This window comes from Bacillus aerius (genome assembly GCF_029894105.1).
In the GTDB taxonomy this organism is placed as follows: Bacteria; Bacillota; Bacilli; order Bacillales; family Bacillaceae; genus Bacillus; species Bacillus altitudinis.
In genome coordinates this window covers 2483405-2508900 of sequence record NZ_JARYHO010000001.1, presented here as the reverse complement: position 1 = coordinate 2508900, position 25496 = coordinate 2483405, and the positions used below count along the sequence as shown (strand labels likewise).

General features: G+C 42.5%; 27 protein-coding genes and 2 other annotated features. Of the genes, 26 read left to right on the top strand and 1 reads right to left on the bottom strand.

Annotated elements, in window-relative coordinates; translation table 11 throughout:
• The first annotated feature begins 13 nt into the window (after positions 1 to 13).
• The 6 genes from hemC to ysxE all read left to right on the top strand — a co-directional run bounded on the left by hemC (position 14) and on the right by ysxE (position 6673).
• Positions 14 to 949: a hydroxymethylbilane synthase gene (hemC, locus tag M2353_RS13000; RefSeq protein ID WP_024718409.1), complete on the top strand. Its 936-nt coding sequence runs from the start codon at positions 14 to 16 to the stop codon at positions 947 to 949.
• Complete coding sequence (locus tag M2353_RS12995; RefSeq protein ID WP_284725538.1) at positions 946 to 1737, top strand: uroporphyrinogen-III synthase; 792 nt, start codon at positions 946 to 948, stop codon at positions 1735 to 1737. The genes hemC and M2353_RS12995 overlap by 4 nt, the downstream gene beginning before the upstream one ends.
• Entirely contained in the window at positions 1734 to 2705 is a 972-nt protein-coding gene (gene hemB, locus M2353_RS12990; RefSeq protein WP_284725537.1) for a porphobilinogen synthase, read from the top strand. Before M2353_RS12995 ends, hemB begins: the two co-directional genes overlap by 4 nt.
• A 27-nt stretch (positions 2706 to 2732) precedes the next feature.
• Complete coding sequence (hemL, locus tag M2353_RS12985) at positions 2733 to 4025, top strand: glutamate-1-semialdehyde 2,1-aminomutase (RefSeq protein WP_061419819.1); 1293 nt, start codon at positions 2733 to 2735, stop codon at positions 4023 to 4025.
• A 331-nt stretch (positions 4026 to 4356) separates the two neighbouring features.
• Positions 4357 to 5604, top strand: coding sequence for a LysM peptidoglycan-binding domain-containing protein (locus tag M2353_RS12980; RefSeq protein ID WP_284725536.1), 1248 nt, complete (start codon positions 4357 to 4359; stop codon positions 5602 to 5604).
• Positions 5605 to 5641: 37 nt separating this feature from the next.
• Positions 5642 to 6673, top strand: coding sequence for a spore coat protein YsxE (ysxE, locus tag M2353_RS12975; RefSeq protein ID WP_251210924.1), 1032 nt, complete (start codon positions 5642 to 5644; stop codon positions 6671 to 6673).
• A gap of 79 nt (positions 6674 to 6752) precedes the next feature.
• Here ysxE and M2353_RS12970 read toward each other — a convergent pair whose 3' ends face one another.
• Positions 6753 to 6941 (bottom strand): hypothetical protein, encoded by a 189-nt coding sequence (locus M2353_RS12970; protein ID WP_003216497.1) that lies wholly within the window; start codon positions 6939 to 6941, stop codon positions 6753 to 6755.
• A 169-nt stretch (positions 6942 to 7110) separates the two neighbouring features.
• Positions 7111 to 7340: a binding site (T-box leader), on the top strand.
• Positions 7341 to 7399: 59 nt separating this feature from the next.
• On the opposite strand from M2353_RS12970, the gene M2353_RS12965 reads away from it, so the two are divergent.
• The 20 genes from M2353_RS12965 (at position 7400) to pheA (ending at position 25482) form a co-directional block, all read left to right on the top strand.
• Positions 7400 to 10042: a valine--tRNA ligase gene (locus M2353_RS12965; RefSeq protein WP_284725535.1), complete on the top strand. Its 2643-nt coding sequence runs from the start codon at positions 7400 to 7402 to the stop codon at positions 10040 to 10042.
• Positions 10043 to 10107: 65 nt separating this feature from the next.
• Positions 10108 to 11412, top strand: a complete 1305-nt coding sequence (locus M2353_RS12960) for a bifunctional folylpolyglutamate synthase/dihydrofolate synthase (protein WP_284725534.1) — start codon at positions 10108 to 10110, stop codon at positions 11410 to 11412.
• Positions 11413 to 11561: 149 nt separating this feature from the next.
• Positions 11562 to 12293 carry a prepilin peptidase gene (locus tag M2353_RS12955; RefSeq protein WP_342394145.1) on the top strand — a complete coding sequence of 244 codons (732 nt, stop codon included), beginning with the start codon at positions 11562 to 11564 and terminating at the stop codon, positions 12291 to 12293.
• Positions 12274 to 13467, top strand: a complete 1194-nt coding sequence (locus M2353_RS12950) for an SPOR domain-containing protein (protein ID WP_284725533.1) — start codon at positions 12274 to 12276, stop codon at positions 13465 to 13467. The genes M2353_RS12955 and M2353_RS12950 overlap by 20 nt, the downstream gene beginning before the upstream one ends.
• 177 nt (positions 13468 to 13644) lie before the next feature.
• The gene (locus M2353_RS12945) at positions 13645 to 14214 is read left to right on the top strand and encodes a Maf family protein (RefSeq protein ID WP_224558510.1); all 570 of its coding nucleotides are present in this window, start codon (positions 13645 to 13647) and stop codon (positions 14212 to 14214) included.
• A 48-nt stretch (positions 14215 to 14262) separates the two neighbouring features.
• The gene (radC, locus tag M2353_RS12940; RefSeq protein ID WP_026050121.1) at positions 14263 to 14937 is read left to right on the top strand and encodes a RadC family protein; all 675 of its coding nucleotides are present in this window, start codon (positions 14263 to 14265) and stop codon (positions 14935 to 14937) included.
• Between the two features lie 90 nt (positions 14938 to 15027).
• Positions 15028 to 16047 (top strand): rod shape-determining protein, encoded by a 1020-nt coding sequence (locus tag M2353_RS12935; protein ID WP_007501538.1) that lies wholly within the window; start codon positions 15028 to 15030, stop codon positions 16045 to 16047.
• Positions 16048 to 16074: 27 nt separating this feature from the next.
• Positions 16075 to 16974 (top strand): rod shape-determining protein MreC, encoded by a 900-nt coding sequence (gene mreC, locus M2353_RS12930; protein ID WP_007501536.1) that lies wholly within the window; start codon positions 16075 to 16077, stop codon positions 16972 to 16974.
• Positions 16971 to 17489, top strand: a complete 519-nt coding sequence (mreD, locus tag M2353_RS12925) for a rod shape-determining protein MreD (RefSeq protein WP_008342803.1) — start codon at positions 16971 to 16973, stop codon at positions 17487 to 17489. The genes mreC and mreD overlap by 4 nt, the downstream gene beginning before the upstream one ends.
• 54 nt (positions 17490 to 17543) lie before the next feature.
• Positions 17544 to 18227 (top strand): septum site-determining protein MinC, encoded by a 684-nt coding sequence (minC, locus tag M2353_RS12920; RefSeq protein ID WP_007501533.1) that lies wholly within the window; start codon positions 17544 to 17546, stop codon positions 18225 to 18227.
• A gap of 2 nt (positions 18228 to 18229) precedes the next feature.
• On the top strand, positions 18230 to 19033 hold the full coding sequence (minD, locus tag M2353_RS12915; protein ID WP_017358134.1) for a septum site-determining protein MinD: 804 nt from the start codon (positions 18230 to 18232) through the stop codon (positions 19031 to 19033).
• Between the two features lie 109 nt (positions 19034 to 19142).
• Positions 19143 to 19934: a peptidoglycan DD-metalloendopeptidase family protein gene (locus tag M2353_RS12910; protein WP_284725532.1), complete on the top strand. Its 792-nt coding sequence runs from the start codon at positions 19143 to 19145 to the stop codon at positions 19932 to 19934.
• Complete coding sequence (locus tag M2353_RS12905; protein WP_024718398.1) at positions 19927 to 20796, top strand: M50 family metallopeptidase; 870 nt, start codon at positions 19927 to 19929, stop codon at positions 20794 to 20796. The genes M2353_RS12910 and M2353_RS12905 overlap by 8 nt, the downstream gene beginning before the upstream one ends.
• A gap of 66 nt (positions 20797 to 20862) precedes the next feature.
• Positions 20863 to 20936, top strand: a sequence feature (ribosomal protein L21 leader region).
• A gap of 12 nt (positions 20937 to 20948) precedes the next feature.
• Entirely contained in the window at positions 20949 to 21257 is a 309-nt protein-coding gene (gene rplU / locus M2353_RS12900) for a 50S ribosomal protein L21 (RefSeq protein ID WP_003216781.1), read from the top strand.
• Between the two features lie 14 nt (positions 21258 to 21271).
• Positions 21272 to 21610, top strand: a complete 339-nt coding sequence (locus tag M2353_RS12895) for a ribosomal-processing cysteine protease Prp (protein WP_007501524.1) — start codon at positions 21272 to 21274, stop codon at positions 21608 to 21610.
• Between the two features lie 12 nt (positions 21611 to 21622).
• Positions 21623 to 21907: a 50S ribosomal protein L27 gene (gene rpmA, locus M2353_RS12890; RefSeq protein WP_003216586.1), complete on the top strand. Its 285-nt coding sequence runs from the start codon at positions 21623 to 21625 to the stop codon at positions 21905 to 21907.
• 277 nt (positions 21908 to 22184) lie between these two features.
• A complete protein-coding gene (locus M2353_RS12885) occupies positions 22185 to 22778 on the top strand; it encodes a sporulation initiation phosphotransferase B (RefSeq protein WP_007501522.1) in 594 nt (197 codons plus the stop codon).
• Between the two features lie 21 nt (positions 22779 to 22799).
• Complete coding sequence (obgE, locus tag M2353_RS12880) at positions 22800 to 24086, top strand: GTPase ObgE (RefSeq protein ID WP_007501521.1); 1287 nt, start codon at positions 22800 to 22802, stop codon at positions 24084 to 24086.
• A gap of 55 nt (positions 24087 to 24141) precedes the next feature.
• On the top strand, positions 24142 to 24585 hold the full coding sequence (locus tag M2353_RS12875) for an ACT domain-containing protein (RefSeq protein WP_008342790.1): 444 nt from the start codon (positions 24142 to 24144) through the stop codon (positions 24583 to 24585).
• 18 nt (positions 24586 to 24603) lie between these two features.
• The gene (pheA, locus tag M2353_RS12870) at positions 24604 to 25482 is read left to right on the top strand and encodes a prephenate dehydratase (protein ID WP_039167032.1); all 879 of its coding nucleotides are present in this window, start codon (positions 24604 to 24606) and stop codon (positions 25480 to 25482) included.
• The last annotated feature ends 14 nt before the right edge of the window (positions 25483 to 25496 follow it).

Genomic DNA, 25496 nt, shown 5'->3' with positions numbered 1-25496 from the left:
GGAGGAAGACGGAATGCGTACAATTAAAGTAGGTTCTAGACGAAGCAAACTTGCGATTACACAAACAAAATGGGTCATTCAAAAGTTGTCTGAACTAAACCCTTCTTATTCTTTTGAAATTAAAGAGATTGTGACAAAGGGTGATCAAATTTTAGATGTGACCTTATCAAAGGTTGGCGGAAAAGGTCTGTTTGTTAAAGAGATTGAACAGGCAATGCTGAACCATGACATCGATATGGCAGTACACAGCATGAAAGATATGCCGGCCTCTCTTCCGGAAGGTTTAGTCATCGGCTGTATTCCTGAGCGTGAAGATGTGCGGGATGCATTGATTTCAAAGGATCATCTCCGTCTTCATGAACTGCCAAAGGGAGCGGTTGTGGGAACGAGCAGCTTACGGCGCAGTGCCCAGCTTCTTCAGGAGAGACCAGATCTTGAGATTAAATGGATCCGTGGAAACATTGATACGAGACTCGAAAAACTGAAAAATGAAGAATATGATGCGATTATTCTAGCGGCTGCCGGATTGTCTAGAATGGGCTGGAGTCAAGAAGTCGTGTCGGAATTTTTATCTCCTGATACTTGCCTTCCTGCTGTGGGGCAGGGCGCATTGTCGATAGAATGCCGGGGAGATGACGAAGAGCTATTGCAGCTGTTAGCTCAATTCACAAATGAGTATACAAAGAAAACGGTCCTTGCTGAAAGAGCTTTCCTTCAACAAATGGATGGAAGCTGTCAAGTGCCGATCGCTGGTTACGCAACGATGAATGAGCGTGATGAAATTGAATTGACAGGTCTTGTGGCATCTGCGGACGGGCATACGATTATTCGAGAAACCGTAACAGGTACTGACCCTGAGGCAATCGGAACAGCATGTGCGAAGCAGATGGCTGATAAGGGAGCAAAGGATTTGATCGACAAGGTGAAAAAGGATCTGTCTTCCCAATGACGATAGCCAAATCGCTTTACGGACAGACGGTGCTTGTCACTCGAAATGAACGTCAAGCGGGTGCGTTTCAGCAGAAAATTGAAGCGCTGAACGGCCATGCTGTTTTAACCTCTCTTATCAGGTTTGAGCCAACGCTGACAAAAGAAAAAGCGAAGGCATTTCTAGAAGACTTAGAAGCAAGCCATTGGCTTGTGTTTACGAGTGTAAATGGTGCGTCTTTTTTTCTCAGTTATATAGAGGAGCATCAATTACATCAAAGCTTATCCCACTTGAAAGTGGCGGCCGTAGGTGAAAAAACATCTGCCTATCTGATGCAGCACGGCTTAAAAGTGGATGTGGTTCCAGAACGTTTTATAGCAGAAGAACTGGCAGATGCTTTAATTGAACATGTACACCCAGAAGAATGTGTCTTTGTAGCAAAAGGTCACCTGTCACGAGATGTGGTGAAGAATACCCTCGTTCCGCTTGGCATTGACGTAAAAGAGTGGATTATATATGAAACAGTGAAGGATGAGGACGGAATTATCGCACTCAAGTCGGCAATGATGGAGCAATCATTTGATTTTATTACATTTACAAGCTCCTCCACTGTTCATTCTTTTATGCACGCTATGGAGGCTGATATCGATAGATTAGATGCATCAGACACATGTTTTGTGAGCATCGGTCCTCTTACACAAGAGGCACTGCTTCAATACGGGATTTCTTCTGAAACCCCAGATACTTATACGATAGACGGGATGCTTGATTTGATGTGCCGTTTATCTGAAAGGAAGTTGAACCAATGATGAAATTTAACAGACACCGCAGATTGCGTACAAGCGCAGGAATGAGAGAATTGGTGAGAGAAACATTTTTAAGTCCCTCTGATTTCATTTATCCCATCTTTTTTGTAGAGGGAGAGAATGTCCGGAAAGAAGTCCCTTCAATGCCGGGTGTCTATCACATTTCAGTTGATCTTGTGAAAGAAGAAGTCCAAGAGCTTGTTGACCTTGGGATTAAATCTATCATTGTTTTTGGGGTACCAGACCATAAAGACCATGTAGGCAGTGAAGCTTATCACGATCATGGGATTGTTCAAAGAGCAACGCTTGAAATCAAAAAGCATTTCCCAGAGCTTGTGGTCATTGCTGATACTTGCTTATGCCAATATACAGATCACGGACATTGCGGAATCGTTGAAGATGGAGAAATTTTAAATGATGAATCTCTTCAGCTCTTAGCGAAAACTGCTGTCAGTCAGGCTCGTGCAGGTGCAGATATCATTGCTCCATCAAACATGATGGATGGCTTTGTTATCGCAATTCGTGAGGCGCTTGATGAGGCCGGCTTTGTTCATGTGCCTGTCATGTCATATGCTGTGAAATATGCAAGTGCTTTTTACGGTCCGTTTCGTGATGCGGCGCATAGCACACCGCAGTTTGGAGATCGTAAAACGTATCAAATGGACCCTGCAAACCGCTTAGAAGCACTGAGAGAAGCGCAGTCTGATGTAGAAGAAGGCGCTGACTTCCTGATCGTGAAGCCGTCACTTTCATACTTAGATATCATGCGTGATGTGAAAAATGAATTTACACTTCCTGTTGTTGCGTACAATGTGAGCGGAGAGTATGCAATGGTGAAAGCAGCAGCTCAAAATGGCTGGGTTTCTGAAAAAGAGCTTGTTCTTGAAATGCTGACTAGCATGAAACGTGCAGGCGCAGAATTAATCATTACGTATCATGCGAAAGATGCAGCGAAATGGCTCTCAGAATAAAGAACGGATAGACAGGAGGACATTGAAATGGGACGTAGCTATGAAAAGTCAAAGCAAGCATTTAAAGAAGCGCAGCAGTTAATGCCGGGTGGTGTGAACAGCCCTGTGCGCGCATTTAAATCAGTTAATACAGACCCGATTTTTATGGAACGAGGAAAAGGCGCAAAAATATACGATATTGACGGAAATGAATATATTGATTATGTTTTATCGTGGGGACCGCTTATTTTAGGGCATACGAATGACCGTGTGGTTGAAAGCATTCAGCGAGTAGCTGAACATGGTACAAGCTTCGGTGCTTCTACTTTAGTTGAAAATGAATTAGCTAAGCTTGTATCAGAACGAGTTCCTTCTATTGAGGTCATTCGTATGGTCAGCTCTGGAACAGAGGCGACGATGAGTGCGCTTCGTCTAGCACGTGGTTTTACAGGCAGAAACAAAATTGTGAAATTTGAAGGCTGTTATCATGGCCACGGTGATTCTTTGCTCATTAAAGCTGGTTCGGGTGTGGCAACGCTTGGACTTCCGGATAGCCCTGGTGTCCCTGAAGGTACAGCAAGCAATACGATCACCGTTCCATACAATGATTTAGAAAGCATCAAAGTCGCTTTTGAAGAATTTGGAGACGACATTGCAGGTGTCATTGTAGAACCAGTTGCAGGAAATATGGGGGTTGTCCCTCCGCAAGAAGGTTTCTTGCAAGGATTGAGAGACATTACAGAGGAATATGGCTCTTTACTCATTTTTGATGAGGTCATGACAGGCTTCCGTGTGGATTATCATTGTGCACAAGGCTATTTTGGCATTACGCCTGACCTGACATGTCTTGGTAAAGTCATCGGAGGCGGCTTGCCAGTTGGTGCTTATGGCGGTAGAGCGGACATTATGAGACAAATTGCGCCAAGCGGCCCGATTTATCAAGCAGGAACGTTATCCGGTAACCCGCTTGCGATGACAGCAGGTCTTGAAACATTAAAACAGCTGACACCTGAGTCTTATGAAGAGTTTAGACGCAAAGGAGATCGTTTGGAAGAAGGCATTTCAAAAGCGGCGAAAGCACATGGGATTCCATTAACATTTAACCGTGCCGGTTCCATGATCGGATTCTTCTTTACAAACGAACAAGTCGTCAATTACGATACAGCGAAAACAGCTGACCTCGCTTTATTCGCTGAATTCTACAAGGAAATGGCTGATCACGGCATCTTCCTTCCACCTTCACAATTCGAAGGGCTGTTCCTCTCAACTGCTCATACGGATGAAGACATCGAGTATACAATTGAGACAGTTGAAAAGGTATTTCAAAAATTAGCTCAGTAACCAAAAGCCGATATGGAGACATATCGGCTTAGATCGTTGACAAAGGGTTAAAATGAACTTTATTTTAGCCCTTTGTCTTCTTTTCAGCGTGAAAGAAAACCTTTGCAGTCTAGGAAGGACGAGTACTGGAGCGGAGCGAATTTGACATTCGTGAGCACCAGCGCGCAGGACTGACACCGAATGCGAGGGTTTGTCTACACGCTGAGCCGATATGGAGACATATCGGCTTTTTGCTTTGCATAAAACCAATCATATTTTCACCGCCTCCTTCATACACCTGTATTGACATCTAATTTTATTTTGAAGGATTAGATGAAAGGAGGACACCGACTTGTCTCAAAACAATCGATTACAGTTTTCGGTAGAAGAGTCCATTTATTTCAAAAACGGACAGGAAGTCAGTGAGCTACTGTCAATTTCTCTCGATCCTGACATTCTCGTTCAAGAAGTGAATGATTATGTTTCCATTAGAGGTTCACTCGAGCTAACAGGAGAATACAACATAAATCAAGAGGGGCTAATGGGTGAATCCAGTTCCTATGCATCATACAGGCAGGCTGATGAGGTGAAGGTAAGAGAGGACGGAACGGCGGAGCTGCTGCATCAATTTCCGGTGGATATCACGATCCCCAAGAACAAAATTAGTCATTTAAATGATGTATTTGTGTTTATTGATGCATTTGATTACCAGCTGACAGAAAGTCGTTTGCTCACGATTCAGGCTGATTTGGCCATTGAAGGTCTGTTAGATGAAGGAACGCCTGAACCGCTTGTAGAAGGGCCATATGAATTTGTCCATCGTGCTGAAGAGGAATATGGCGATGTCACTTATGAATATCAGGCGCAGCCTGAATATGAAGAGCAAGAAATGCTGCCACGTGAAGAGCATGAAGAAAATGCAGAACAGCAGGCCGCTTTGCAACATGAAGCGCGAACTGAACAAGAAGAGGATGAAATAGACATCGAGACGGTGATGGTGGAAGAAACAGAAGAAGAGGAGGAATACGAGGAAGAAGAAGCCGTGGCGCTTGGGTATCGTTCCTTCCCAGAAGCTCAAGTACAAGAGCCGCCATTCTTTGACCCGCCTAAGCTGCTAGAAGAAGAGGAGCGGGATGATACGTTCTTTGAGGTGGAAGTGAGGAAAGCCCCTGAAGCAGAGAGCAAGGAGGAAGAAGAAGAGCCGCCAGCTTATCCAGCCTTTGAATCACCTACTTATCAGATGGAACAGACGCAGGAAGAGCGGGATGACAGCTATCAGTTCGAACGATTATATGAACGTGAAGCACCAAAGGTGTATGAATCAGCTCAAGAAACTGAGGAGTTTGAACATGACCAGAGAGAAGCGTCTGGCAGTGAGAATTCTCTTTATTTAACGAAGCTGTTCGCTAAGCAGGAGGAGGAAGATTTTTCTCGCATGAAAATATGTATAGTTCAGCAAGAAGATACGGTCGATCGTATTTGTGAGCGATATCAGTTGAATGTGCAGCAGCTCCTTCGAACGAATTCATTATCGGTGGATGCAGAGCTTGAAGAAGGGCAGATTCTTTATATTCCTGAGTATCAAAAAAGCAATGCATAGTATGAGATGATGGACCGAGAAAATGTGGTGAGAGAACGTGGATGAAATCCAATCTGTCCTATACGAATACGGGCTTGAGGCTGAATATATCGAACCTGTCAGTCCAGCTGTCGTTAGAGTGTATACAAAGCAGGGCGTATTTGCACTAAAGCGGGTAAAGCCCCATCGACACATGCAGTTTACAGAGCAAATGCTTGAACTAGAATCAAAAGGCTATCGCTCCTTTGTGCCGATTTATCGCACGAAGAGCGGTTCCTTTTTCTCAAATCATCGAGAAAGCCAGTACACGTATTATCTCATGCCATGGCTGACCAATGAAAAGAGAGAAGAGCAGGACGATAAACATGAATATTTATTTCAAGAGATTGCAAGACTTCATAAACGAACAGAAGTCATGATGGACATTACTGAGCAGGAAATAGAGGCTCACTACACCCAAATGAAAAGCAAATGGGAAACAGAGAAAGACATGTATGAACGATTTATCGAGCGGGCAGAACAAACATGGTATATGTCGCCATTTGAGCTGGCTGCTGCTATGTATTTTTCAGAAGCGATGTCTGCAAGTGAATTTGCACTTGAACGTTTAGAGGATTGGCATGAGGAAATGAAAGACCAAGAGACGACACGTATTGTGTTAAACCATGGGCAATTGTCAATCCATCATTTTTTGTACAATGATGTAGGTACAGGACATTTCACCAATTTTGAGAGGTCCAAAAAGGCTGCCCCCATTTATGACCTTTTGACCTTTTACTATCGCACATTCAAAACCTACCCTACTCCTTGTCCTGAATGCACATCTTTGTTTTATACGTATCAAAAGGGAAATCCACTTCGTGAGGAAGAGATTCATTTGTTCTTGAGCTACCTCGCTTATCCGCAGAGTTTGTTTGATACGGTGAAAGCCTATGAAGCAGGCGGACAGGATGAGATGGAAAGTTGTCAGGAGCTGTTAAGGGCGTATTGGCAAATGAAAAATTCTGAGCCGACCGTCATGAAAATACACGAAATTGAGCAGGCTAGACGCCTTGAAGAAGAACAAAATGCCTCGTCATCAGAAGAGTGACGAGGTTGTTTGCTGTTGCGCTATGAAATGTCTAACGAGGGACCTATACATAAGAGTGAGCCTGCAGCTTTCAGCTCTCTTAAAACCAATCAAGGTGAAAGGCACAGGCGAGAAATATAAGAATTCCTAAGATGAGGACGTCAAATGTTGTGGGAAAAATGATCGTGCGAAAGCCTTGAAATATGGCAATCGGGAGAACGACTTGGGAGGCAACTGCCCGAATTTGTCTAAGCCATGGGGGGAGTGTGTAAGGATTGATCTTTTTCAAAATAAAACGCCCTCCTTCTTTATTTTGTTATTATCATATGGGCAAAGAGGCAAAGGGTGCCTGCCCAATTTGTATAAAGAAGAAGAAAAGCGGAAAAGATGATTGACGAAAACAAAAGGCATTTAGTAATATTAATAAAAGATGAGTATAAGCTGATGAACGTGATATATCGTAAGCGTGGATCAGGAAGAGTACGAGCAAGACCCTAAAGAGAGGGAAACCAATAGCTGAAAGGTTTTCTAGGATGCACTTGTTTGGAAGGTCGCCTGTGAGCTTAATTTCTTGAAACATGTAGTAGAGAAATTCGGGAGATCCCCGTTATCCTTTAGAGAGTACGGGACACGTCTAAGTGTTTCGTGAAAAAAGGTGGTACCGCGAAAAAGCTTTTTCGTCCTTTTACAAGGATGAAAAGGCTTTTTTTATGTTTCATCAGCCGAAAAAATGTGGAGGTAACACAAATGGGAACAAATAATCAAGAAATGCCAACAAAGTACGATCCAAATGCGATTGAAAAAGACCGCTATACGTACTGGCTTGAAGGGAAATTCTTCGAAGCACAAAATGACAAAACGAAAGATCCATATACAGTCGTCATTCCTCCACCAAACGTGACAGGAAAATTACACTTAGGGCATGCTTGGGATTCAACCCTTCAAGACATCGTGACTCGTATGAAACGGATGCAGGGCTATGATGTTTTATGGCTGCCAGGAATGGACCATGCGGGTATTGCAACACAAGCCAAGGTAGAGGCGAAGCTTCGCGAAGAAGGTGTGAGCCGCTATGATCTCGGACGTGAAAAATTTGTAGAAGAAACGTGGAAGTGGAAAGAAGAGTATGCCGATTTTATTCGTAGCCAGTGGGCGAAAATGGGTCTAGGTCTAGACTATTCGCGTGAGCGTTTTACATTAGATGAAGGCTTGAATAAAGCGGTCCGCCAAGTGTTTGTTCAATTGTATGAAAAAGGATTGATCTATCGCGGAGAATACATCATTAACTGGGACCCAGCAACAAAAACGGCCCTTTCTGATATTGAAGTCATCTACAAGGATGTGCAAGGTGCGTTTTATCACTTGAGATATCCGCTTGCAGATGGATCAGGTTCGATTGAAATTGCGACAACAAGACCTGAAACGATGCTGGGAGATACGGCAGTCGCTGTACATCCTGAAGATGAACGCTATCAGCATTTGATTGGGAAAACAGTTGTTTTACCAATTACAGGCCGAGAGATTCCAATCGTCGGGGATGACTATGTTGATATGGAATTTGGATCAGGAGCTGTAAAAATAACGCCGGCTCATGACCCGAATGACTTCGAGCTTGGAAACCGTCATAACCTAGAGCGCATTCTTGTGATGAATGAAGATGGCACAATGAATGGAAATGCGCTTCAATACAAAGGAATGGACCGCTTCGAATGTCGTAAACAGCTTGTGAAAGATCTTCAAGAAGAAGGCGTTTTGTTCAAAATTGAGGACCACATGCATTCAGTTGGTCACAGTGAGCGTAGTGGCGCTGTAGTGGAGCCATATTTATCAACACAATGGTTTGTGAAAATGCAGCCGCTCGCAGATGAAGCCATCAATCTGCAAAAAGGTGATGAGCAAGTTCAATTTGTTCCAGACCGATTTGAAAAGACGTATTTACACTGGATGGAAAATATCCGTGACTGGTGTATTTCTCGTCAACTATGGTGGGGACACCGCATCCCGGCTTGGTATCATAAAGAAACGAAGGAAGTATACGTGGGACTTGATGCGCCAGAAGATATTGAAAACTGGGAGCAAGATAACGATGTACTTGATACATGGTTTAGTTCAGCGCTTTGGCCTTTCTCTACAATGGGCTGGCCAGATGCAGAAAGTGAAGACTTCAAGCGCTACTACCCAACCAATCTGCTTGTAACAGGCTATGACATCATCTTCTTCTGGGTATCTCGTATGATCTTCCAAGGTCTTGAATTCACAGGAGAAAAACCGTTCAAAGATGTCCTCATTCACGGTCTTATCCGCGATGAACAAGGGCGTAAAATGAGTAAGTCACTTGGCAACGGAATTGATCCAATGGAGGTCATCGACAAGTACGGAGCGGATTCATTGAGATATTTCTTAGCGACTGGAAGCTCTCCAGGTCAAGATTTACGTTTTAGCTTTGAAAAGGTTGAATCCACTTGGAACTTTGCGAACAAAATTTGGAACGCATCCCGTTTTGCTCTCATGAATATGGATGGTTTAACGTACGATGAGCTTGATTTGACAGGAGAAAAATCAGTTGCTGATCAATGGATTTTGACACGCTTAAATGAAACAATTGAAAGTGTCACACAGCTTGCTGACAAGTATGAATTCGGTGAAGTGGGCAGACATTTATACAACTTCATTTGGGATGATTTCTGTGATTGGTACATTGAAATGGCGAAACTTCCGCTTTATGGAGAAGATGAAGCAGCGAAGAAAACGACTCGTTCGATCCTTGCGTATGTATTAGATCAAACGATGAGACTTCTACATCCGTTTATGCCGTTCTTAACAGAAGAAATCTGGCAGCATCTACCTCATGAAGGTGAGTCCATTACTGTAGCGGCATGGCCTGAAGTGAAGCCGGAGCTTTCCAACGAACAAGCTTCTGCTGACATGAAACTGCTTGTTGAACTGATTCGTTCTGTTCGTAACATTCGCAGTGAAGTGAACACGCCAATGAGCAAACAAGTTGAGCTTTACATTAAAGCATCTACGTCTGATGTTCAGGAACGTTTAGAGAAAAATCGTTCATATATTGAGCGCTTCACGAATCCAAGTGTTCTTGAAATTGGCACAGATGTCCCAGCTAGTGATAAAGCGATGACGGCTGTTATTTCTGGAGCAGAACTCATTCTGCCGCTTGAAGGCTTAATCAACTTAGATGAAGAAATTGCTCGTCTGCAAAAAGAGCTTGATAAACTGACAAAAGAAGTGGAACGAGTTCAGAAAAAGCTTGGCAATGAAGGCTTTATGAAAAAAGCGCCTGAAAGTGTCGTAGAAGAAGAGCGTGCGAAAGAACGTGATTATGTCGCAAAACGCGAAGCTGTTCAAAAGCGTATTGAAGAGCTGAAAGCATAAGAGTGAAAAGACGGCTCCTAATGAATTGGAGTCGTCTTTTTTGAAAATTTCGTATGAAATGAGAGATGACATTGTTTACAACCTATCATGAAGCCATTGAATGGATTCATAGCAGACTCGCTTTCGGTGTCAAACCGGGACTTGAACGAATGAAATGGCTGATGGACAGACTAGACCATCCTGAACAAAAAATAAAAGCGGTGCATGTAGCTGGAACAAATGGAAAAGGATCAACGATAGCATTTACTCGATCCATTTTACAGTCAGCGGGCTATTCAGTTGGAACCTTTACCTCGCCATTTATTTTAACGTTCAATGAACGAATTAGTGTTAATGGGGAGCCGATTTTGGACGAAGAGTGGCTGAGTTTGGTGAACGAAATCAAGCCTTTAGTTGATGAATTAGATGATACAGAGCTTGGTGCAGCAACAGAGTTTGAGATCATTACAGCATGTGCGTTTGCTTATTTTGCCCATGTGCACCAAGTAGACTTTGTCCTCTTGGAAACAGGACTTGGCGGAAGACTTGATTCTACAAATGTGGCAGCGCCCATCTTAACAGCAATTACGTCGATTGGTCACGATCATATGGCCATTTTAGGCGACACACTTGATCAGATTGCAGCAGAAAAAGCTGGCATTATTAAAGCTGGGATTCCGATGATCACGGCCGTTCATCAAGCGGAAGCTCTTACTGTGATTCAACACAAAGCCGAAGAAAAGAATGCGCCGTTTATCTCGTTACATGATACTTGTACCTTTAAGGACCAACAGCCGACGGAAACAGGTGAACGCTTCACATTCACTACCCCAAAAAGGGAGTACTCGCAGCTAGAGACAGGGTTAATCGGAACGCATCAAATGCAGAACGCCTCCCTTGCCATTCTACTGATCGAATGGCTGGAGCAAGAAGGATATATCCATGTGCTAAATGAGCAAGTGTATGAAGGAATTCGGCAGGCGGTGTGGGCTGGAAGATTTGAAAAGATCCAAGATCAGCCTCTTGTTTATTTAGATGGTGCTCATAACGAAGAAGGAATGGACCGTTTAATCGAAACTGTACAAGCTCATTTTTCTAGTAAACAGGTTCATGTATGTTTTAGTGCGTTAAAAGATAAACCTTACAAACAAATGATCGAAAAGCTTGAAAGGATTAGTTCATCGATTCATTTTGTTTCCTTTGACTTTCCAAGAGCTGAGTCAGCGGAAAAGCTTTATGATTGCAGTCATTTAGAAGCAAAATCGTTTGATGAAGACCCTCGTGCAGTGCTTGACTTCATTCAGAAGAAAAGAGATGACCCTTCAGCAATGATTCTGGTGACAGGTTCCCTTTATTTTATCTCAGATGTACGAAGTCGTATTTTACAGTAAGGAAAAGACGCAAATTGCTTCTATGCAATGTGCGTCTTTTTTCTTTTGATATGTAGAAGAGGGGGGAAATCACTTTTTCGCAAGGTGATCAAAGGTGAATCGCTATGGTACAATCCGGTCTATTCTATTTCCGGAAGGAGTCACTCAATTTGATTGATTTTTTTATGTTTTTCACAGGCATGGTCATGGGGTCATTTTTTCATCTAGTTGGTGAGAGGCTTCCAATGAAGCGATCCATTCTTTTTCCTCGTTCACACTGCGGAGCTTGTAAAGAGCCGCTTTCTTTTCGCGACATGCTCCCGCTTTTTTCTTATATTGTATTGAAAGGGTCATGTAAGCATTGCGGAACCCGGCTCTCTTTGCTTTATCCAATGGTTGAGCTGTTGACAGGCGTCCTTTTTTTCCTCGTTTATAGACATGCTGGTTTCTCTTTTGAGGGCCTTTTTCTTGTGAGTCTATGTAGTTTATTCGTGATTGCTGTCGTGAGCGATCTTTTTTATATGAGAGTACCCAACGAGCTCTTTCTCTTCTTTTTTCCTCTTTTCGTCATATACCGCACGCTAGAACCGCTTTTTATTTGGTGGGAAGGAGCGGCATCTCTTCTTATTTGTCTTCTTTTGTTTTATAGTTTAGAATATTTCAAGCCAAATAGTATGGGGGGAGCGGATGTCAAACTATTTGGTGTATTTGCATTTTGCTTCGGATTTAAGCCGTTTCTGATCATTCTTTTTCTTTCCTCTGTCACGGGAATGGTTTACGCAAAGGTGTTTTCTTACAAGGCAAATGAACCCTTTCCTTTTGTTCCTGCCATCGCTTGTTCTTTCTGGTTTTATCTTTTTTGTGGTGATCTGTTAAACCCAATTGGTGATTTTTTTGGATGAGAAAATTGGCGAACACTTTTTGAACCTGCCGACAAAAGTCTTGTTCTTTTTTTTATTGGCTATGTTAAAGTGTGAAACAGAAAGAAGGACGGGTTACATTCGCGCTATTTCATTGGACAGAAAGGTCTTTCTTACAAACAATGTCAGAAAGCGGGGAATGACAGTGAAAAAAAGGCAGGCAAAAAAACAAGGGTTAAAGGTCAATATTAATGGCAAGGAAGAAATGCTGCATGAAGAAGAGCATCAGCCTCAAAAACAGCAAGAGGATCAAGTGACGTTTTCGAATTGGGAGGAAAAGAGGCAGTCGGAACAGGAGACAGCCGCTTCCGGGGAAGAACCGTCTAAACCTAAAGAAGAAGATTTTCAATGGGACGATGCGGCTGATCACATTTACCATTCGGATCCAAAGGTCGTCACACCTTATCAAAAGAAAAAAGGTTCTTTTGACCAGAAGTTCAATAAAAACCGCGGTCCCTTCAAACGAGTGATGACAACGATTGTGTTTGCAGTCGTTCTAGGGACAGGCCTCGGTGTATTTGCATTAAGTTTAAGTAAAGATGGGTCTGCCAATCCATCAGGAGGCGATCATATCAGCGTCTCAGCATCTGGAAGCGGGCCTTCGGCGAAAGCTGGGGGAGATGCACCACCGGCTGATCTTGCAGATACGTCAAAGGACAATGAAGGTGAAAAAAGCGCATCAGGTCATTTTTCAACCTTTGTGGTGCAGGCTGGAAAGTTTTCTTCTGAAAAAGGAGCAGATGACTTAGTTGACAGTTTAAAAGAGGCTGGATATGCAGGTAAAAAGGTATCAATGGATGATGGATATTATGTTATTGCCGGACTTGCCACAGAACAAGGAATGACAAGTGCCGTTGGGAAAAAATTGATCGATCAGCACTTTGAAGCATGGGGAGGAAAAGAGCTTTCGTTTCAAGTGCCGGATGAGCTGACAGGTTTAATAGAGAAGGCATCTGTCTTATCCTCTAAGGTGATTGCAGGAGAAGATGTGGATCAAAAAGAAGTCACTCAGTTGATTTCTGAGCTTGAAAATGCCAAAACAACCGACGCACCAGCTAAAAGCAGTTTGCTGAAAGCTGTACAGCTTTTAAATGCCCCATCTGCTGAAAATGGCTGGAAATCTCAGCAAGCGCTATTAGATCAACTAAATACGTAAAATCATGTTTTTAATAGCCAAACTAGTCAAAAAATGACTAGTTTTTTTCTTTTGCTTCCAACATAATGATGTAGGAACATGAAAATGGCATTTTCGTTAATTGTCGGTAAGATGTTCATTTGATAGGATGAATGGGTATCTTACTTCTTAGGCTAAACCCTGAAAGGATGAACAAACATGAACCAGTTAATACTCGCATCTCAATCACCTAGAAGAAAAGAATTGCTTGATTTAGCAGGGTTTTCTTATGACATTCAAGCAAGTGATTTAAAAGAAGAAATAAATCGAAACCTTTCTCCTGCTGAGAACGTCCAATGGTTGGCAGAACAAAAAGCAAATGATATTCAAAAAATACATCCCAAAGCTGTGATCATTGGTGCAGATACAATTGTTGCAATTGATGGCAAATGTCTTGGAAAGCCAAAAGACAAGGAAGATGCAGTCTCAATGCTTCAATTATTGTCAGGTAAGACACATCAAGTCTTGACTGGTGTCACGATTCAATCAGAGAATAGAAAAGAAACATTTTATGAACAGACAGACGTGACATTTTGGCCGCTTACACAAGATGAAATAGACCGCTATATTGAAACCGGTGAGCCTCTTGATAAAGCTGGAAGCTACGGCATTCAAGGAAAAGGTGCCCTGTTTGTACAAAAAATAGACGGTGATTATTTTTCCGTTGTAGGACTCCCTATTGCTAAAACAGTCAGAGTGCTTGAAACATTTGGTATTACCCCTTTTTGATGACGGGAAGGAATCAAAAAAGGAGTGTAGATCTTGAATCATTTCCCTATGCTGCTGAAGCATTTTCCTCATGATGAAAAGCCGCGCGAACGATTTGTCAAATATGGCCCAAGCAGCTTATCAAACCATGAACTTGTCGCGATTCTTTTGAGAACAGGCACAAAAAAGGAATCAGTTCTTCAAGTGTCTGCAAGACTTTTGCAAACATTTGGTGGTCTTCGTTCTGTGAAGGAAGCTTCGATTGAAGAACTGTCAAAGATTCGAGGAGTTGGAAAAGCGAAGGCGATCTCTCTTTTAGCTGCTTTAGAACTCGGCACTAGATTACACCATCAAACGACGGACAATCGTTATGTGATCCGCACGCCGGAAGATGGTGCGAATTTTGTGATGGAAGATATGAGATTTTTGACGCAGGAGAATTTCGTTTGTCTTTATCTCAATACCAAAAATCAAGTTCTTCATAAACATACTGTGTTTATCGGAAGTCTAAATTCGTCGATTGTTCACCCGCGCGAAATTTTTAAAGAGGCCTTTAAACGTTCGGCCGCTTCATTTATATGTGTGCACAACCATCCATCTGGAGATCCGACGCCCAGCAGGGAAGATATTGAAGTCACACAGCGACTTTTTGAATGTGGGAAGCTGATTGGAATACAGCTGCTTGATCATCTAGTGATCGGTGATCAAAAATTTGTGAGTTTGAAGGAAAAAGGGTATTTGTAACACTTTTTTTTTCAATGTTTTACGATATAATAGAGTTTATGAGTTTTTCCCTAAAGGGAATTTTGGTTTAAGAAAGGAAGATACATACATATGTTTGGAATTGGTACAAAAGACCTTGGAATAGATCTTGGAACAGCGAATACGCTTGTTTTTATTAAAGGAAAAGGCATTGTTGTGAGAGAACCTTCGGTCGTAGCTTTGGAAACTGATACGAAGTCTATAGTGGCGGTTGGAAATGATGCTAGAAACATGATCGGTCGTACACCTGGTAATGTTGTGGCACTGCGCCCAATGAAAGACGGAGTCATTGCAGACTACGAGACGACAGCAACAATGATGAAATATTACATTAATCAAGCATTAAAAGGTAAAGGGCTTTTTGCTCGTAAACCGTACGTGATGGTGTGTGTACCATCTGGTATTACAGCAGTCGAAGAGCGTGCAGTCATTGATGCAACAAGACAAGCTGGTGCTCGTGACGCATACCCTATTGAAGAGCCATTTGCTGCGGCAATCGGTGCTAACCTTCCTGTATGGGAGCCAACTGGAAGCATGGTTGTTGATATTGGCGGCGGTACAACAGAAGTAGCCATTATTTCACTTGGCGGTATTGTGACATCTCAATCGATCCGTGTTGCAGGAGACGAGATGGATGATGCGATCAGCAGCTACATTCGTAAAACGTATAATCTTATGATTGGTGATCGCACGTCAGAAGCGATTAAAATGGAAATCGGTTCTGCGCAGCCTGACGTACATGATGAGATGGACATTCGCGGCCGTGACCTTTTAACAGGTCTGCCAAAAACGATCTCTATTACGGCAGAAGAAATTGCAAAAGCGCTTCGCGATACGGTGGAAACAATTGTCGATGCGGTCAAAATGACACTTGAAAAAACGCCACCTGAGCTGGCAGCAGATATTATGGACCGTGGAATCGTTTTAACAGGCGGTGGTGCATTGCTGCGTAATCTTGACAAAGTCATTAGTGATGAAACAAAAATGCCGGTCATTATTGCTGAAGATCCGCTTGACTGTGTGGCGATCGGAACAGGGAAAGCACTAGAACATATTCACTTGTTCAAAGGAAAATCTAAAGATAATCGATAATTGGGCGTAAATAAAGAGGTGTAAGACATGCCGCAGTTTTTTATGAATAAAAGATTAATGTTGCTCCTTGTCTGTGTCATCGTACTGGTGGCCATGATTGGTTTTTCAGTGAAAAGCGGCAGAGGTGCTTCATGGCCGGAAAAATTAGTGGGGGATACGACAGGCTTTTTTCAAGGTGTCTTTCATAAACCATCACAATTTATTGCCGGTATTTATGGAAACGTACAAGATTTAAAGAACACATATGATGAAAACGAGCGTCTTCGAAAAAAACTTGATGGACAAACCCAATATGAGGCGAAACTTCAAGAACTAGAAGATGAGAACAAAAAGCTTCGCAAGCAGCTCGGATATGTGAACTCTATTCGTGACTACACGCCCATTCTTTCAACAGTCATTGCGAGAAACCCGTCCCTTTGGGATAGTTTTGTCATGATTGATAAAGGGAAAAAACAAGGCGTTGAAAAAGATATGGCGGTCACCAATGAGAGTGGTGCGTTAATTGGGAAAATTGAAAGTGATAAGCTCAACAATTTTACGTCGACTGTAAGGTTGCTAAGCTCTACAGATCAAAATAATAGAATTTCAACGAAAATTTTTGCGAAAAAGGGCAAAGAAGAACTCAATGGAATTATTAACGGTTATGACAGCAAGAAAAAAATGCTGACAATGAACATTTTAAAATCCGATGCTGATGGGGATGTCAAAAAAGGAGATCTTGTTGAAACATCTGGAGCAGGGGGCGTATTCCCGCAGGGCTTGACGATTGGAAAGGTAAGCGAAATTGAGCCGGACCATTACGGACTGACAAAAATTATTTATGTAGAACCAGCTGCTGAACTCAATAATTTAGACCGCGTGATTGTTGTGAATCGCAGCACAAGTACGGCAGATGCATCTCAATTAACGAAGGAGGAAGGCTCGTGAAACGTGTCCTTCTTGCTTTCGTCATGTTGTTTATTTTCGTATTTGACAGTATTTTTGTCGATTTAGTGAAGCTCCCATTTGTTTCAGACAATCAAATTTTAGCACCTCATTTCATCTTACTCGCACTTGTATTTATGACAGCTTTTGTGAATCAAAAATATGGTGTGATTTATGGATTTATCTTTGGACTTTTATATGATATTTCGTATACAGGTATTCTTGGTGTTCATATGTTTGGCTTTGGTGCGCTCTGCTATTTGTTAGCAAAAGCCTTCAAAGTTCTCCAAACGAATATGTTAGTCGTTGTCTTTCTATCGATGATTGCTGTTGCAGTGATGGAGTTTTATGTGTACGGCGTTCAAGCGACGATTCAACCAGGTATTATGCCTTTTAATACGTATGTCATCGAACGCTTTATTCCAACGATTCTTTTAAATACTGCTGCGTCTCTCATACTTGTTGTGCCGCTTAGGCTCTTTTTCATCAATGTGAAACAAGGACTGATCGACGAATAAAAGCAGGAGTTTGTCCAATTACGGCGAAATGAGTATGTTGTTGAGGTGAGCATCTTGAAAACTCAAAAACAGCAGTATGTGACAATAAAAGGTACAAAAAACGGATTAACATTACAGTTAAATGATGACTGTTCGTTTGAAGACCTTCTTTCTGGCTTGCGAGAGGTTCTTTTACTTGAGCAATATACAGATGGAAGAGAAGGACATAAAGTCAATGTGCATATTAAACTTGGTTTTCGATATTTAACAGAGGATCAAGAGGCGCGTTTAACTGAAGCGGTGTCTGAAAATGAACATCTCGTCATTCACTCTATTGAAAGTGACGTCATGTCAACTGAAGAAGCGAGACGTTTAAAAGCAGAGGCTGAGATTACTTCTGTAGCAAAAATTGTACGCTCTGGACAGGTGCTTTATGTCGAAGGAGATCTCTTATTAATAGGAGATGTCAACCCTGGCGGCACCATTCGTGCAGGGGGGAATATTTTTGTGCTTGGTGCGTTAAAAGGTGTAGCGCATGCTGGATGTAATGGAAACAAACAAGCTGTGATTGCGGCATCTCATATGATTCCAACCCAGCTTCGTATCGCACAGGTGTTTAACCGTGCACCGGATCAAAAAGAAGATGGAAATGAAATGGAATGTGCTTATTTAGATATAGATGGCAATATGATCATTGAACGCCTGCAGCAATTGGCTCATATAAGACCTAATCTGACAAGGCTTGAGGGAGGAATGTGAAATTGGGCGAGGCTATTGTGATTACCTCAGGAAAAGGCGGCGTTGGCAAAACAACAACATCTGCAAACTTAGGCACAGCACTAGCAATTCAAGGAAAAAAAGTGTGTCTAGTTGATACCGACATCGGCCTTCGGAACTTAGATGTCGTGATGGGGCTTGAAAACCGCATTATTTATGATCTAGTCGATGTAGTAGAAGGAAGATGCAAGATTCACCAAGCGCTTGTGAAAGATAAGCGGTTCGAGGATCTTTTGTATCTTTTACCTGCTGCTCAAACAAGCGATAAAACGGCGGTAGAGCCGGAGCAGATCAAAGAATTAATTCAATCATTGAAACAAGACTTTGATTATGTTGTCATTGATTGCCCTGCTGGAATTGAGCAAGGCTTTAAAAATGCTGTATCAGGTGCTGACAAAGCGATTGTTGTCACGACACCTGAAATCTCAGCTGTGAGAGATGCAGACCGAATTATCGGCTTGCTGGAACAAGAGGATATTGAACCGCCTCGTTTGATTGTGAACCGCATTCGTACACACATGGCGAAAAATGGCGATTCGATGGATGTGGATGAAGTTGTCCATCATTTATCAATTGATCTTCTCGGCATTGTAGCCGATGATGATGATGTCATTAAGGCTTCAAACAATGGTGAACCGATTGTCATGGATGCTAAAAATAAAGTTTCCATTGCGTATCGCAATATTGCTCGCCGCGTACTAGGTGAATCTGTTCCTCTTCAATCCTTTGAAGAAGAAAACAAAGGGATGTTTGCAAAGCTGAAAGCATTTTTCGGTGTAAGAGCATAATGATTCACGTGAGATGAGACCGATTCGATGAGAATCGGTCTTTTTGTTGCATATCATATGAGGTCGCCACATAAAATGTACAAACTGTTTGTATGTAAAGGGTGATCTTATGAAAAGAGTGGACGAGTATCGAAAGAAAATAGCGCAGCGCCGCAAAATGAAGCAGCCAGCTGCTGCCCCTAAGAAGGCAGCTTTCAAGAAGAAAGATGATATTCCGCCATGGGTCATGTTAACAGAAGAAGAAAAGCATTCTAGCTCGGCTTCCTACGAGTCAACGTCTCATCAGCCGAAAAAATTTCGCCATCCGTTATTTCATTCAAATACATTTGTGCTTAAATGTTTACTTTCTGCCTCTCTTGTACTGATTGCCGCTATTTCATTTAAAGGGCAGGCGGGGCCTTTTCAGCAGCTGAAGCCGATGATCAGTCAAACCTTTGAACAAGATTTTCAATTTGCCGCCGCCAACCGGTGGTTTGAGAAGACTGTCGGAAACCCACTTGCCTTTTTAACCGATAAAAAAGAAGGACAAAAGGACGTACAAGCCAATCAAGAGCTGGCTGTCCCTGCCTCTGGAAAAGTGCAGGAATCCTTTACGCAAAATGGTGCCGGAGTGAAAGTTGAAACATCTGCTGAAGCCATCGATAGTATGAAAGAAGGCTATGTCGTAGAAGTGAAAAAGAAAAGTGATACGGGGCTCACAGTCGTGGTGCAGCATGCAGATAACAGCTACAGCTGGTACGGGCAACTAAAAGAAGCTGATGTGGCTTTATACGATTTTGTCGATAAAGGGGAAAAAATTGGTCAAATTGCGCTTGATAAACAAGGCAAGGGGACATATTACTTTGCCATTAAGCAAAATGAACAGTTTATTGATCCCATTCAGGTGATGACCTTTGAATAGATGGCTGCTCATGCTGACAAAGGTCCATGTTCACCCGCTCCTTTGGATAGTCATGGCATTTGCCATGCTATCAGGTCAAATTAAGCCGCTGCTTTGTCTGCTCATCATCGTCTGTGTCCATGAGCTTGGACATGCAGCGGCTGCTTGTTATTATCACTGGCGGATTCGGCGGATTTTTTTACTGCCATTTGGCGGGGCGGTAGAAGTAGAAGAGCATGGGAACCGTCCGCTAAAAGAAGAGCTGGCGGTCATTTTATGCGGACCGCTTCAGCATGTCCCGCTCCAGCTCGTCGCCTGGCTTCTCATGGAAGCCTCACTTATCTCATATGACGTCTTTACGATGTTTACTTTTTATAATGTAGCGATTTTTTTAGTGAACCTTTTGCCCATTTGGCCACTTGATGGCGGGAAATTATTCTTTTTGCTCTTATCTGTTTTTTACCCTTTCCAACAGGCACATGCCCTTGCAATAAAAGGCTCTCTCATTTTTTTCGGTCTTTTGACAGCAGGGTTACTCTGTTTTGCTCCGCTGCAATTCAACGGCTGGATCCTGCTCACTTTTTTAGCCTACTCGCTTGTGATGGAGCACCGGCAGCGGCATTATATCAGGGTACGTTTTTTACTAGAACGTTATTACGGTAAAAAAGAGCAAAAGGTAGAGAAACTCATTCCGCTGAGAGCCAGTGCTGAGGAGAAAATATATGAAGTGATGGCGCGATTCCAAAGGGGCTGTAAGCATCCCATTATTATCGAACGGAATGGTGTGAAAATGAGCCAGCTCGATGAAAATGAATTGCTCCATGCTTATTTTTCAGATCGAAGAACCACCTCTTCCATGGAAGATCTTCTTTTGCCGTACTAATGGTGAAAATACATTGACATTCAGCGTCTAATTTGATATATTTTTTAATGTTATGGATATGTAGCACCCGTGCTACAACCGCGCGGAGCAGGTGTAAAGTGCCTATTGGCCCCCTGTATTCGGCGAGTCTGAGTTTATTAGGAGGTGCAGAGATGTACGCAATTATCGAAACTGGTGGTAAACAAGTAAAAGTTGAAGAAGGTCAAACTGTTTATGTTGAAAAACTAGCTGCTGAAGCAGGTGAAACAGTTACTTTCGAAAACGTATTGTTTGTCGGTGGAGACACTGTCAAAGTGGGTAACCCTTCAGTTGCTGGAGCAACAGTAACGGCTAAAGTTGAAAAACAAGGTCGCGGTAAGAAAATTACTGTGTTCAAGTACAAACCGAAGAAAAACAACCACAAAAAACAAGGTCATCGTCAACCTTACACTAAAGTTGTTATCGAAAAAATCAACGCTTAAGGCGTGTGAGTGATATGATCAAAGCAACCATTACTCGGTCGCCAGCAGATGAAAGCATTACGTCTTTTCAGATGACTGGACATGCCGAGTTTGCTGAAAAAGGTCAGGATCTCGTTTGTGCAGGTGTATCTGCTGTTGTTTTCGGGTCAGTCAATTCAATTATTGCACTGACAGGAATGGATCCACTGCTTGATATTGGAGATGAAGGCGGGTATTTCTCTTTTGAACTGCCAGCTGATACAGATCCAGTCACCTTTGAAAAAGCCCAGTTGCTTTTAGAAGGCATGGTCGTTTCCTTAGAAACAATTGAACGAGATTATCACGATTATGTGAGAATATCTACAAAAAAATAGGGGGTGAACTTCATGCTTAGATTAGATCTTCAATTTTTCGCATCTAAAAAAGGGGTAGGTTCTACAAAGAACGGACGTGACTCTGAGTCTAAACGTTTAGGCGCTAAACGTGCTGATGGTCAATTCGTAACTGGTGGTTCTATCCTTTATCGTCAACGTGGAACGAAAATCTATCCAGGTGAAAACGTTGGACGCGGAGGCGACGACACTCTTTTCGCTAAAATCGACGGAACAGTTAAATTCGAACGTTTCGGTCGTGACCGTAAAAAAGTGAGCGTATATCCTGCGGCACAATAATTGCTAAAAACTCCGGTCATTGACTGGAGTTTTTTTCACTATTCAGGGAGCTTTTACGCTTTTTACAAGTAGTACCGAAGATGATAAAAGAAGATGCACTCCATAAATATCAAAGAATGTTTGCTGACTTTGCCTCATTTTCTCCTATACGATCAGAAAAAACAACCTTTCCTCACATAACTAGTGTTTTTCTAAGCTGTCTTCTCTGTTATAATTCAGGGAGACATATTGATGATAAGACTCCTAAAAGAGAGACCAAACGATTGGGAGTGCGATAATGGAAGAGATACCAAGTAAACAAAACGAAAAATTAACTCACGTTGCATTAACGAATGAATTGATCCATTTGCTTAGTCGTTCAAGACACGACTGGATGAATAAATTGCAGTTAATCAAAGGCAACTTGACATTAGAAAAATATGACCGAGTGTTCGAAATAATAGAAGAAATGGTCATTGAAGCACAGCATGAATCCAAACTCTCAAATTTAAAAATTCCCCAATTGGCCTATTACTTTCTAACCTTTAATTGGGAGTCGCATTTTATCACCCTAGAATATGAAGTGCTTGGTGAAACCCGAGACTTATCAGCATATGAATCGCAGCTGCTAACGGTATCACGGGAGTTGTTTTCGATATTCGATCAATCAGTTTGCCAAAAAACTGAAAATCATTTAACGGTCACTTTCCAAACGGATCATGAAGAGAATGATGTGATCTTATATTTTGATTTCAAAGGAAAATTAACAAGTTTGGATGCGTTAAATGCGTTTCATGACGCAAACTATCCATGTATGAGTATAACGCAATTTCATGTGACGAATCACGAGTCCATGATTGAGCTTTGTTTGAGGCAAGAACGAGATATGTGATGCAGAGAAACGGAGGAAGTTATGTTTGTAGATCAGGTTAAAGTGTATGTTAAAGGCGGTGACGGCGGAAACGGTATGGTGGCGTTCCGTCGTGAAAAATATGTGCCAAAAGGCGGGCCAGCAGGCGGCGACGGCGGAAATGGTGCAGATGTAGTATTTGAAGTAGACGAAGGACTCAGAACGTTAATGGACTTTCGTTATAAGCGTCATTTCAAGGCGGACCGCGGTGAGCATGGAATGAGTAAAAACCAGCATGGTCGAAATGCGGAAGAAATGATTGTTAAAGTTCCGCCGGGTACAGTGGTGACAGATGCTGAGACGGAACAAGTACTAGCTGACTTGACAGAGCATGGACAGCGGGCTGTGATTGCCAAAGGTGGACGTGGCGGACGTGGAAATTCACGCTTTGCAACACCAGCAAACCCTGCACCACAGCTTTCTGAAAACGGTGAGCCAGGTAAAGAACGTGACGTCATCTTAGAATTAAAAGTACTTGCAGATGTTGGACTTGTTGGTTTCCCAAGTGTCGGGAAGTCAACGTTGCTTTCGATTGTCTCTTCTGCGAAACCAAAAATTGCGGATTATCATTTTACAACGCTTGTGCCAAATCTCGGAGTTGTTGAAACAGACGATAACCGAAGCTTTGTCATGGCGGATCTGCCAGGACTGATCGAAGGAGCGCACGAAGGTGTTGGCTTAGGTCATCAATTTTTACGCCACATTGAACGTACACGTGTCATTGTCCATGTCATTGATATGTCTGGACTTGAAGGGCGTGACCCATACGAAGATTACGTGACGATTAACGAAGAGCTTGAGCAATACAATATGAGATTGACAGAGCGTCCGCAAATCATTGTAGCGAACAAAATGGACATGCCGGATGCAGCTGACAATCTAGCGGCATTTAAAGAAAAATTAACAGATGACTATAAAGTGTTCCCAATTAGTGCGATCACAAGAGAAGGGCTTCGTGAGCTCTTATTTGAAATCGCCAATCAGCTTGAAACAACACCGGAATTCCCGCTCTACAATGAAGAAGAGCTCTCTGATAACCGTGTGATGTACAAGTTTGATGAAGGAGAAGCAGCATTTGAGATCTCAAGAGATCCTGATGGTACGTTTGTCTTAACTGGTAAAGCACTTGAGCGACTGTTTAAGATGACAGATTTCTCAAGAGACGAGTCAGTGAAACGATTCTCTAGACAGCTGCGCGGAATGGGCGTTGATGATGCCCTGCGTGAACGTGGTGCAAAAGATGGAGACATCATTCGTCTGCTTGAATTTGAATTTGAATTTATCGATTGATCAAAAGGAGGGTCCAGTTCATGGGCTCTCCCGTTTTTAAAAGGGGAGAAAACAGGTGAAAGAAGAAACGTTCTATTTAGTAAGAGAGGATGTACTTCCGGATGCGATGCGAAAAACGCTTGAAGTCAAAAAGCTTCTCGATCGCAAAAAAGCGGATTCAGTTGCTGATGCTGTTCAAAAAGCGGATTTAAGCCGCAGTGCTTTTTATAAATATCGAGATGCTGTTTTTCCATTTTATACTATGGTCAAAGAGCAGATCATCACATTGTTTTTCCACCTGGAGGATCGGTCTGGGGCTCTGTCTAGGCTGCTGCAAATTGTGGCTGACTCTGGCTGTAATGTGTTATCCATTCACCAAACGATTCCGCTGCAAGGAAGAGCGAATGTTACCCTGTCGATCAGTACGGCCGGCATGGCAGATGATATCAATACAGTCATGAATCAATTAAGAAAACTTGAATTTGTCGAAAAAGTTGAAATTCTAGGTTCTGGGGCGTAAAAGGAGAGATCATAGCAGATGAAGCAATTAACGGTAGGTTACTTTGGACCAGAGGCCACATTTACTCATTTGGCTGTCTGTTCTTGTTTTCCAAAAGAAGCAGAGCAACGGGCTTATGCAACCATTCCGCAATGTATGGATGCCGTGTCAAAGGGAGAAGTAGATTTGGCGGTCGTTCCACTTGAAAATGCACTCGAAGGATCTGTGAACTTAACGATTGATTATTTAATTCATGAGGACGCTTTGTCCATTGTGGGCGAAATGACAGCACCGATTCGTCAGCATTTGCTTGTCCATCCATCGAGAGCGGAGAGCTGGGAGACATTAGATGTGATTCAGTCACATCCGCACGCCATTGCGCAGTGTCATCAATTTTTGAAGAGGCAGTTCCCTGATATTCCGCATCGGCCAGTGGAATCAACAGGCTATGCAGCAAAATACATCAGTGAGCATCCAGATGAAGCTGTTGGTGCGATTGCGAATGAAATCGCCGCAAAAACGTACGGATTGACGATTGCGAAAAAAGACATTCATGATTATCCGCACAATCATACACGTTTTGTTATTTTACATAAAGAGGCGAAGGCATCGTTCCCAATGAATTCTGGTTTTTCTTCAAAGCCAAAAACAACCATTGTTGTCAGCCTGCCAAAGGATGATCAGTCTGGTGCATTGCACCGCGTGTTATCAGCTTTTTCATGGCGGAATCTCAATTTGTCCAAAATTGAATCGCGTCCGACAAAAACAGGCCTTGGACACTATTTATTTATCATTGATATCGAAAAAGAGATGGATGATGTACTTGTCCCTGGCGCCATTCAAGAATTAGAAGCGATTGGCTGTGAAGTGAAACTACTCGGCAGCTATCAAACATATGAATTAACGAATGAAAAATAGTGTCCTGCAGGGGA

Bases quoted from the DNA above. Each gene is read 5' to 3' on its own strand.
- hemB (WP_284725537.1), top strand. From the start codon at position 1,734: ATGATGAAATTTAACAGACACCGCAGATTGCGTACAAGCGCAGGAATG.
- M2353_RS12945 (WP_224558510.1), top strand. From the start codon at position 13,645: ATGAACCAGTTAATACTCGCATCTCAATCACCTAGAAGAAAAGAATTG.
- pheA (WP_039167032.1), top strand. From the start codon at position 24,604: ATGAAGCAATTAACGGTAGGTTACTTTGGACCAGAGGCCACATTTACT.
- obgE (WP_007501521.1), top strand. From the start codon at position 22,800: ATGTTTGTAGATCAGGTTAAAGTGTATGTTAAAGGCGGTGACGGCGGA.
- M2353_RS12910 (WP_284725532.1), top strand. From the start codon at position 19,143: ATGAAAAGAGTGGACGAGTATCGAAAGAAAATAGCGCAGCGCCGCAAA.
- rplU (WP_003216781.1), top strand. From the start codon at position 20,949: ATGTACGCAATTATCGAAACTGGTGGTAAACAAGTAAAAGTTGAAGAA.
- M2353_RS12965 (WP_284725535.1), top strand. From the start codon at position 7,400: ATGGGAACAAATAATCAAGAAATGCCAACAAAGTACGATCCAAATGCG.
- M2353_RS12995 (WP_284725538.1), top strand. From the start codon at position 946: ATGACGATAGCCAAATCGCTTTACGGACAGACGGTGCTTGTCACTCGA.
- M2353_RS12935 (WP_007501538.1), top strand. From the start codon at position 15,028: ATGTTTGGAATTGGTACAAAAGACCTTGGAATAGATCTTGGAACAGCG.
- hemC (WP_024718409.1), top strand. From the start codon at position 14: ATGCGTACAATTAAAGTAGGTTCTAGACGAAGCAAACTTGCGATTACA.
- M2353_RS12895 (WP_007501524.1), top strand. From the start codon at position 21,272: ATGATCAAAGCAACCATTACTCGGTCGCCAGCAGATGAAAGCATTACG.
- hemL (WP_061419819.1), top strand. From the start codon at position 2,733: ATGGGACGTAGCTATGAAAAGTCAAAGCAAGCATTTAAAGAAGCGCAG.
- rpmA (WP_003216586.1), top strand. From the start codon at position 21,623: ATGCTTAGATTAGATCTTCAATTTTTCGCATCTAAAAAAGGGGTAGGT.
- radC (WP_026050121.1), top strand. From the start codon at position 14,263: ATGCTGCTGAAGCATTTTCCTCATGATGAAAAGCCGCGCGAACGATTT.
- M2353_RS12885 (WP_007501522.1), top strand. From the start codon at position 22,185: ATGGAAGAGATACCAAGTAAACAAAACGAAAAATTAACTCACGTTGCA.
- M2353_RS12960 (WP_284725534.1), top strand. From the start codon at position 10,108: ATGACATTGTTTACAACCTATCATGAAGCCATTGAATGGATTCATAGC.
- mreC (WP_007501536.1), top strand. From the start codon at position 16,075: ATGCCGCAGTTTTTTATGAATAAAAGATTAATGTTGCTCCTTGTCTGT.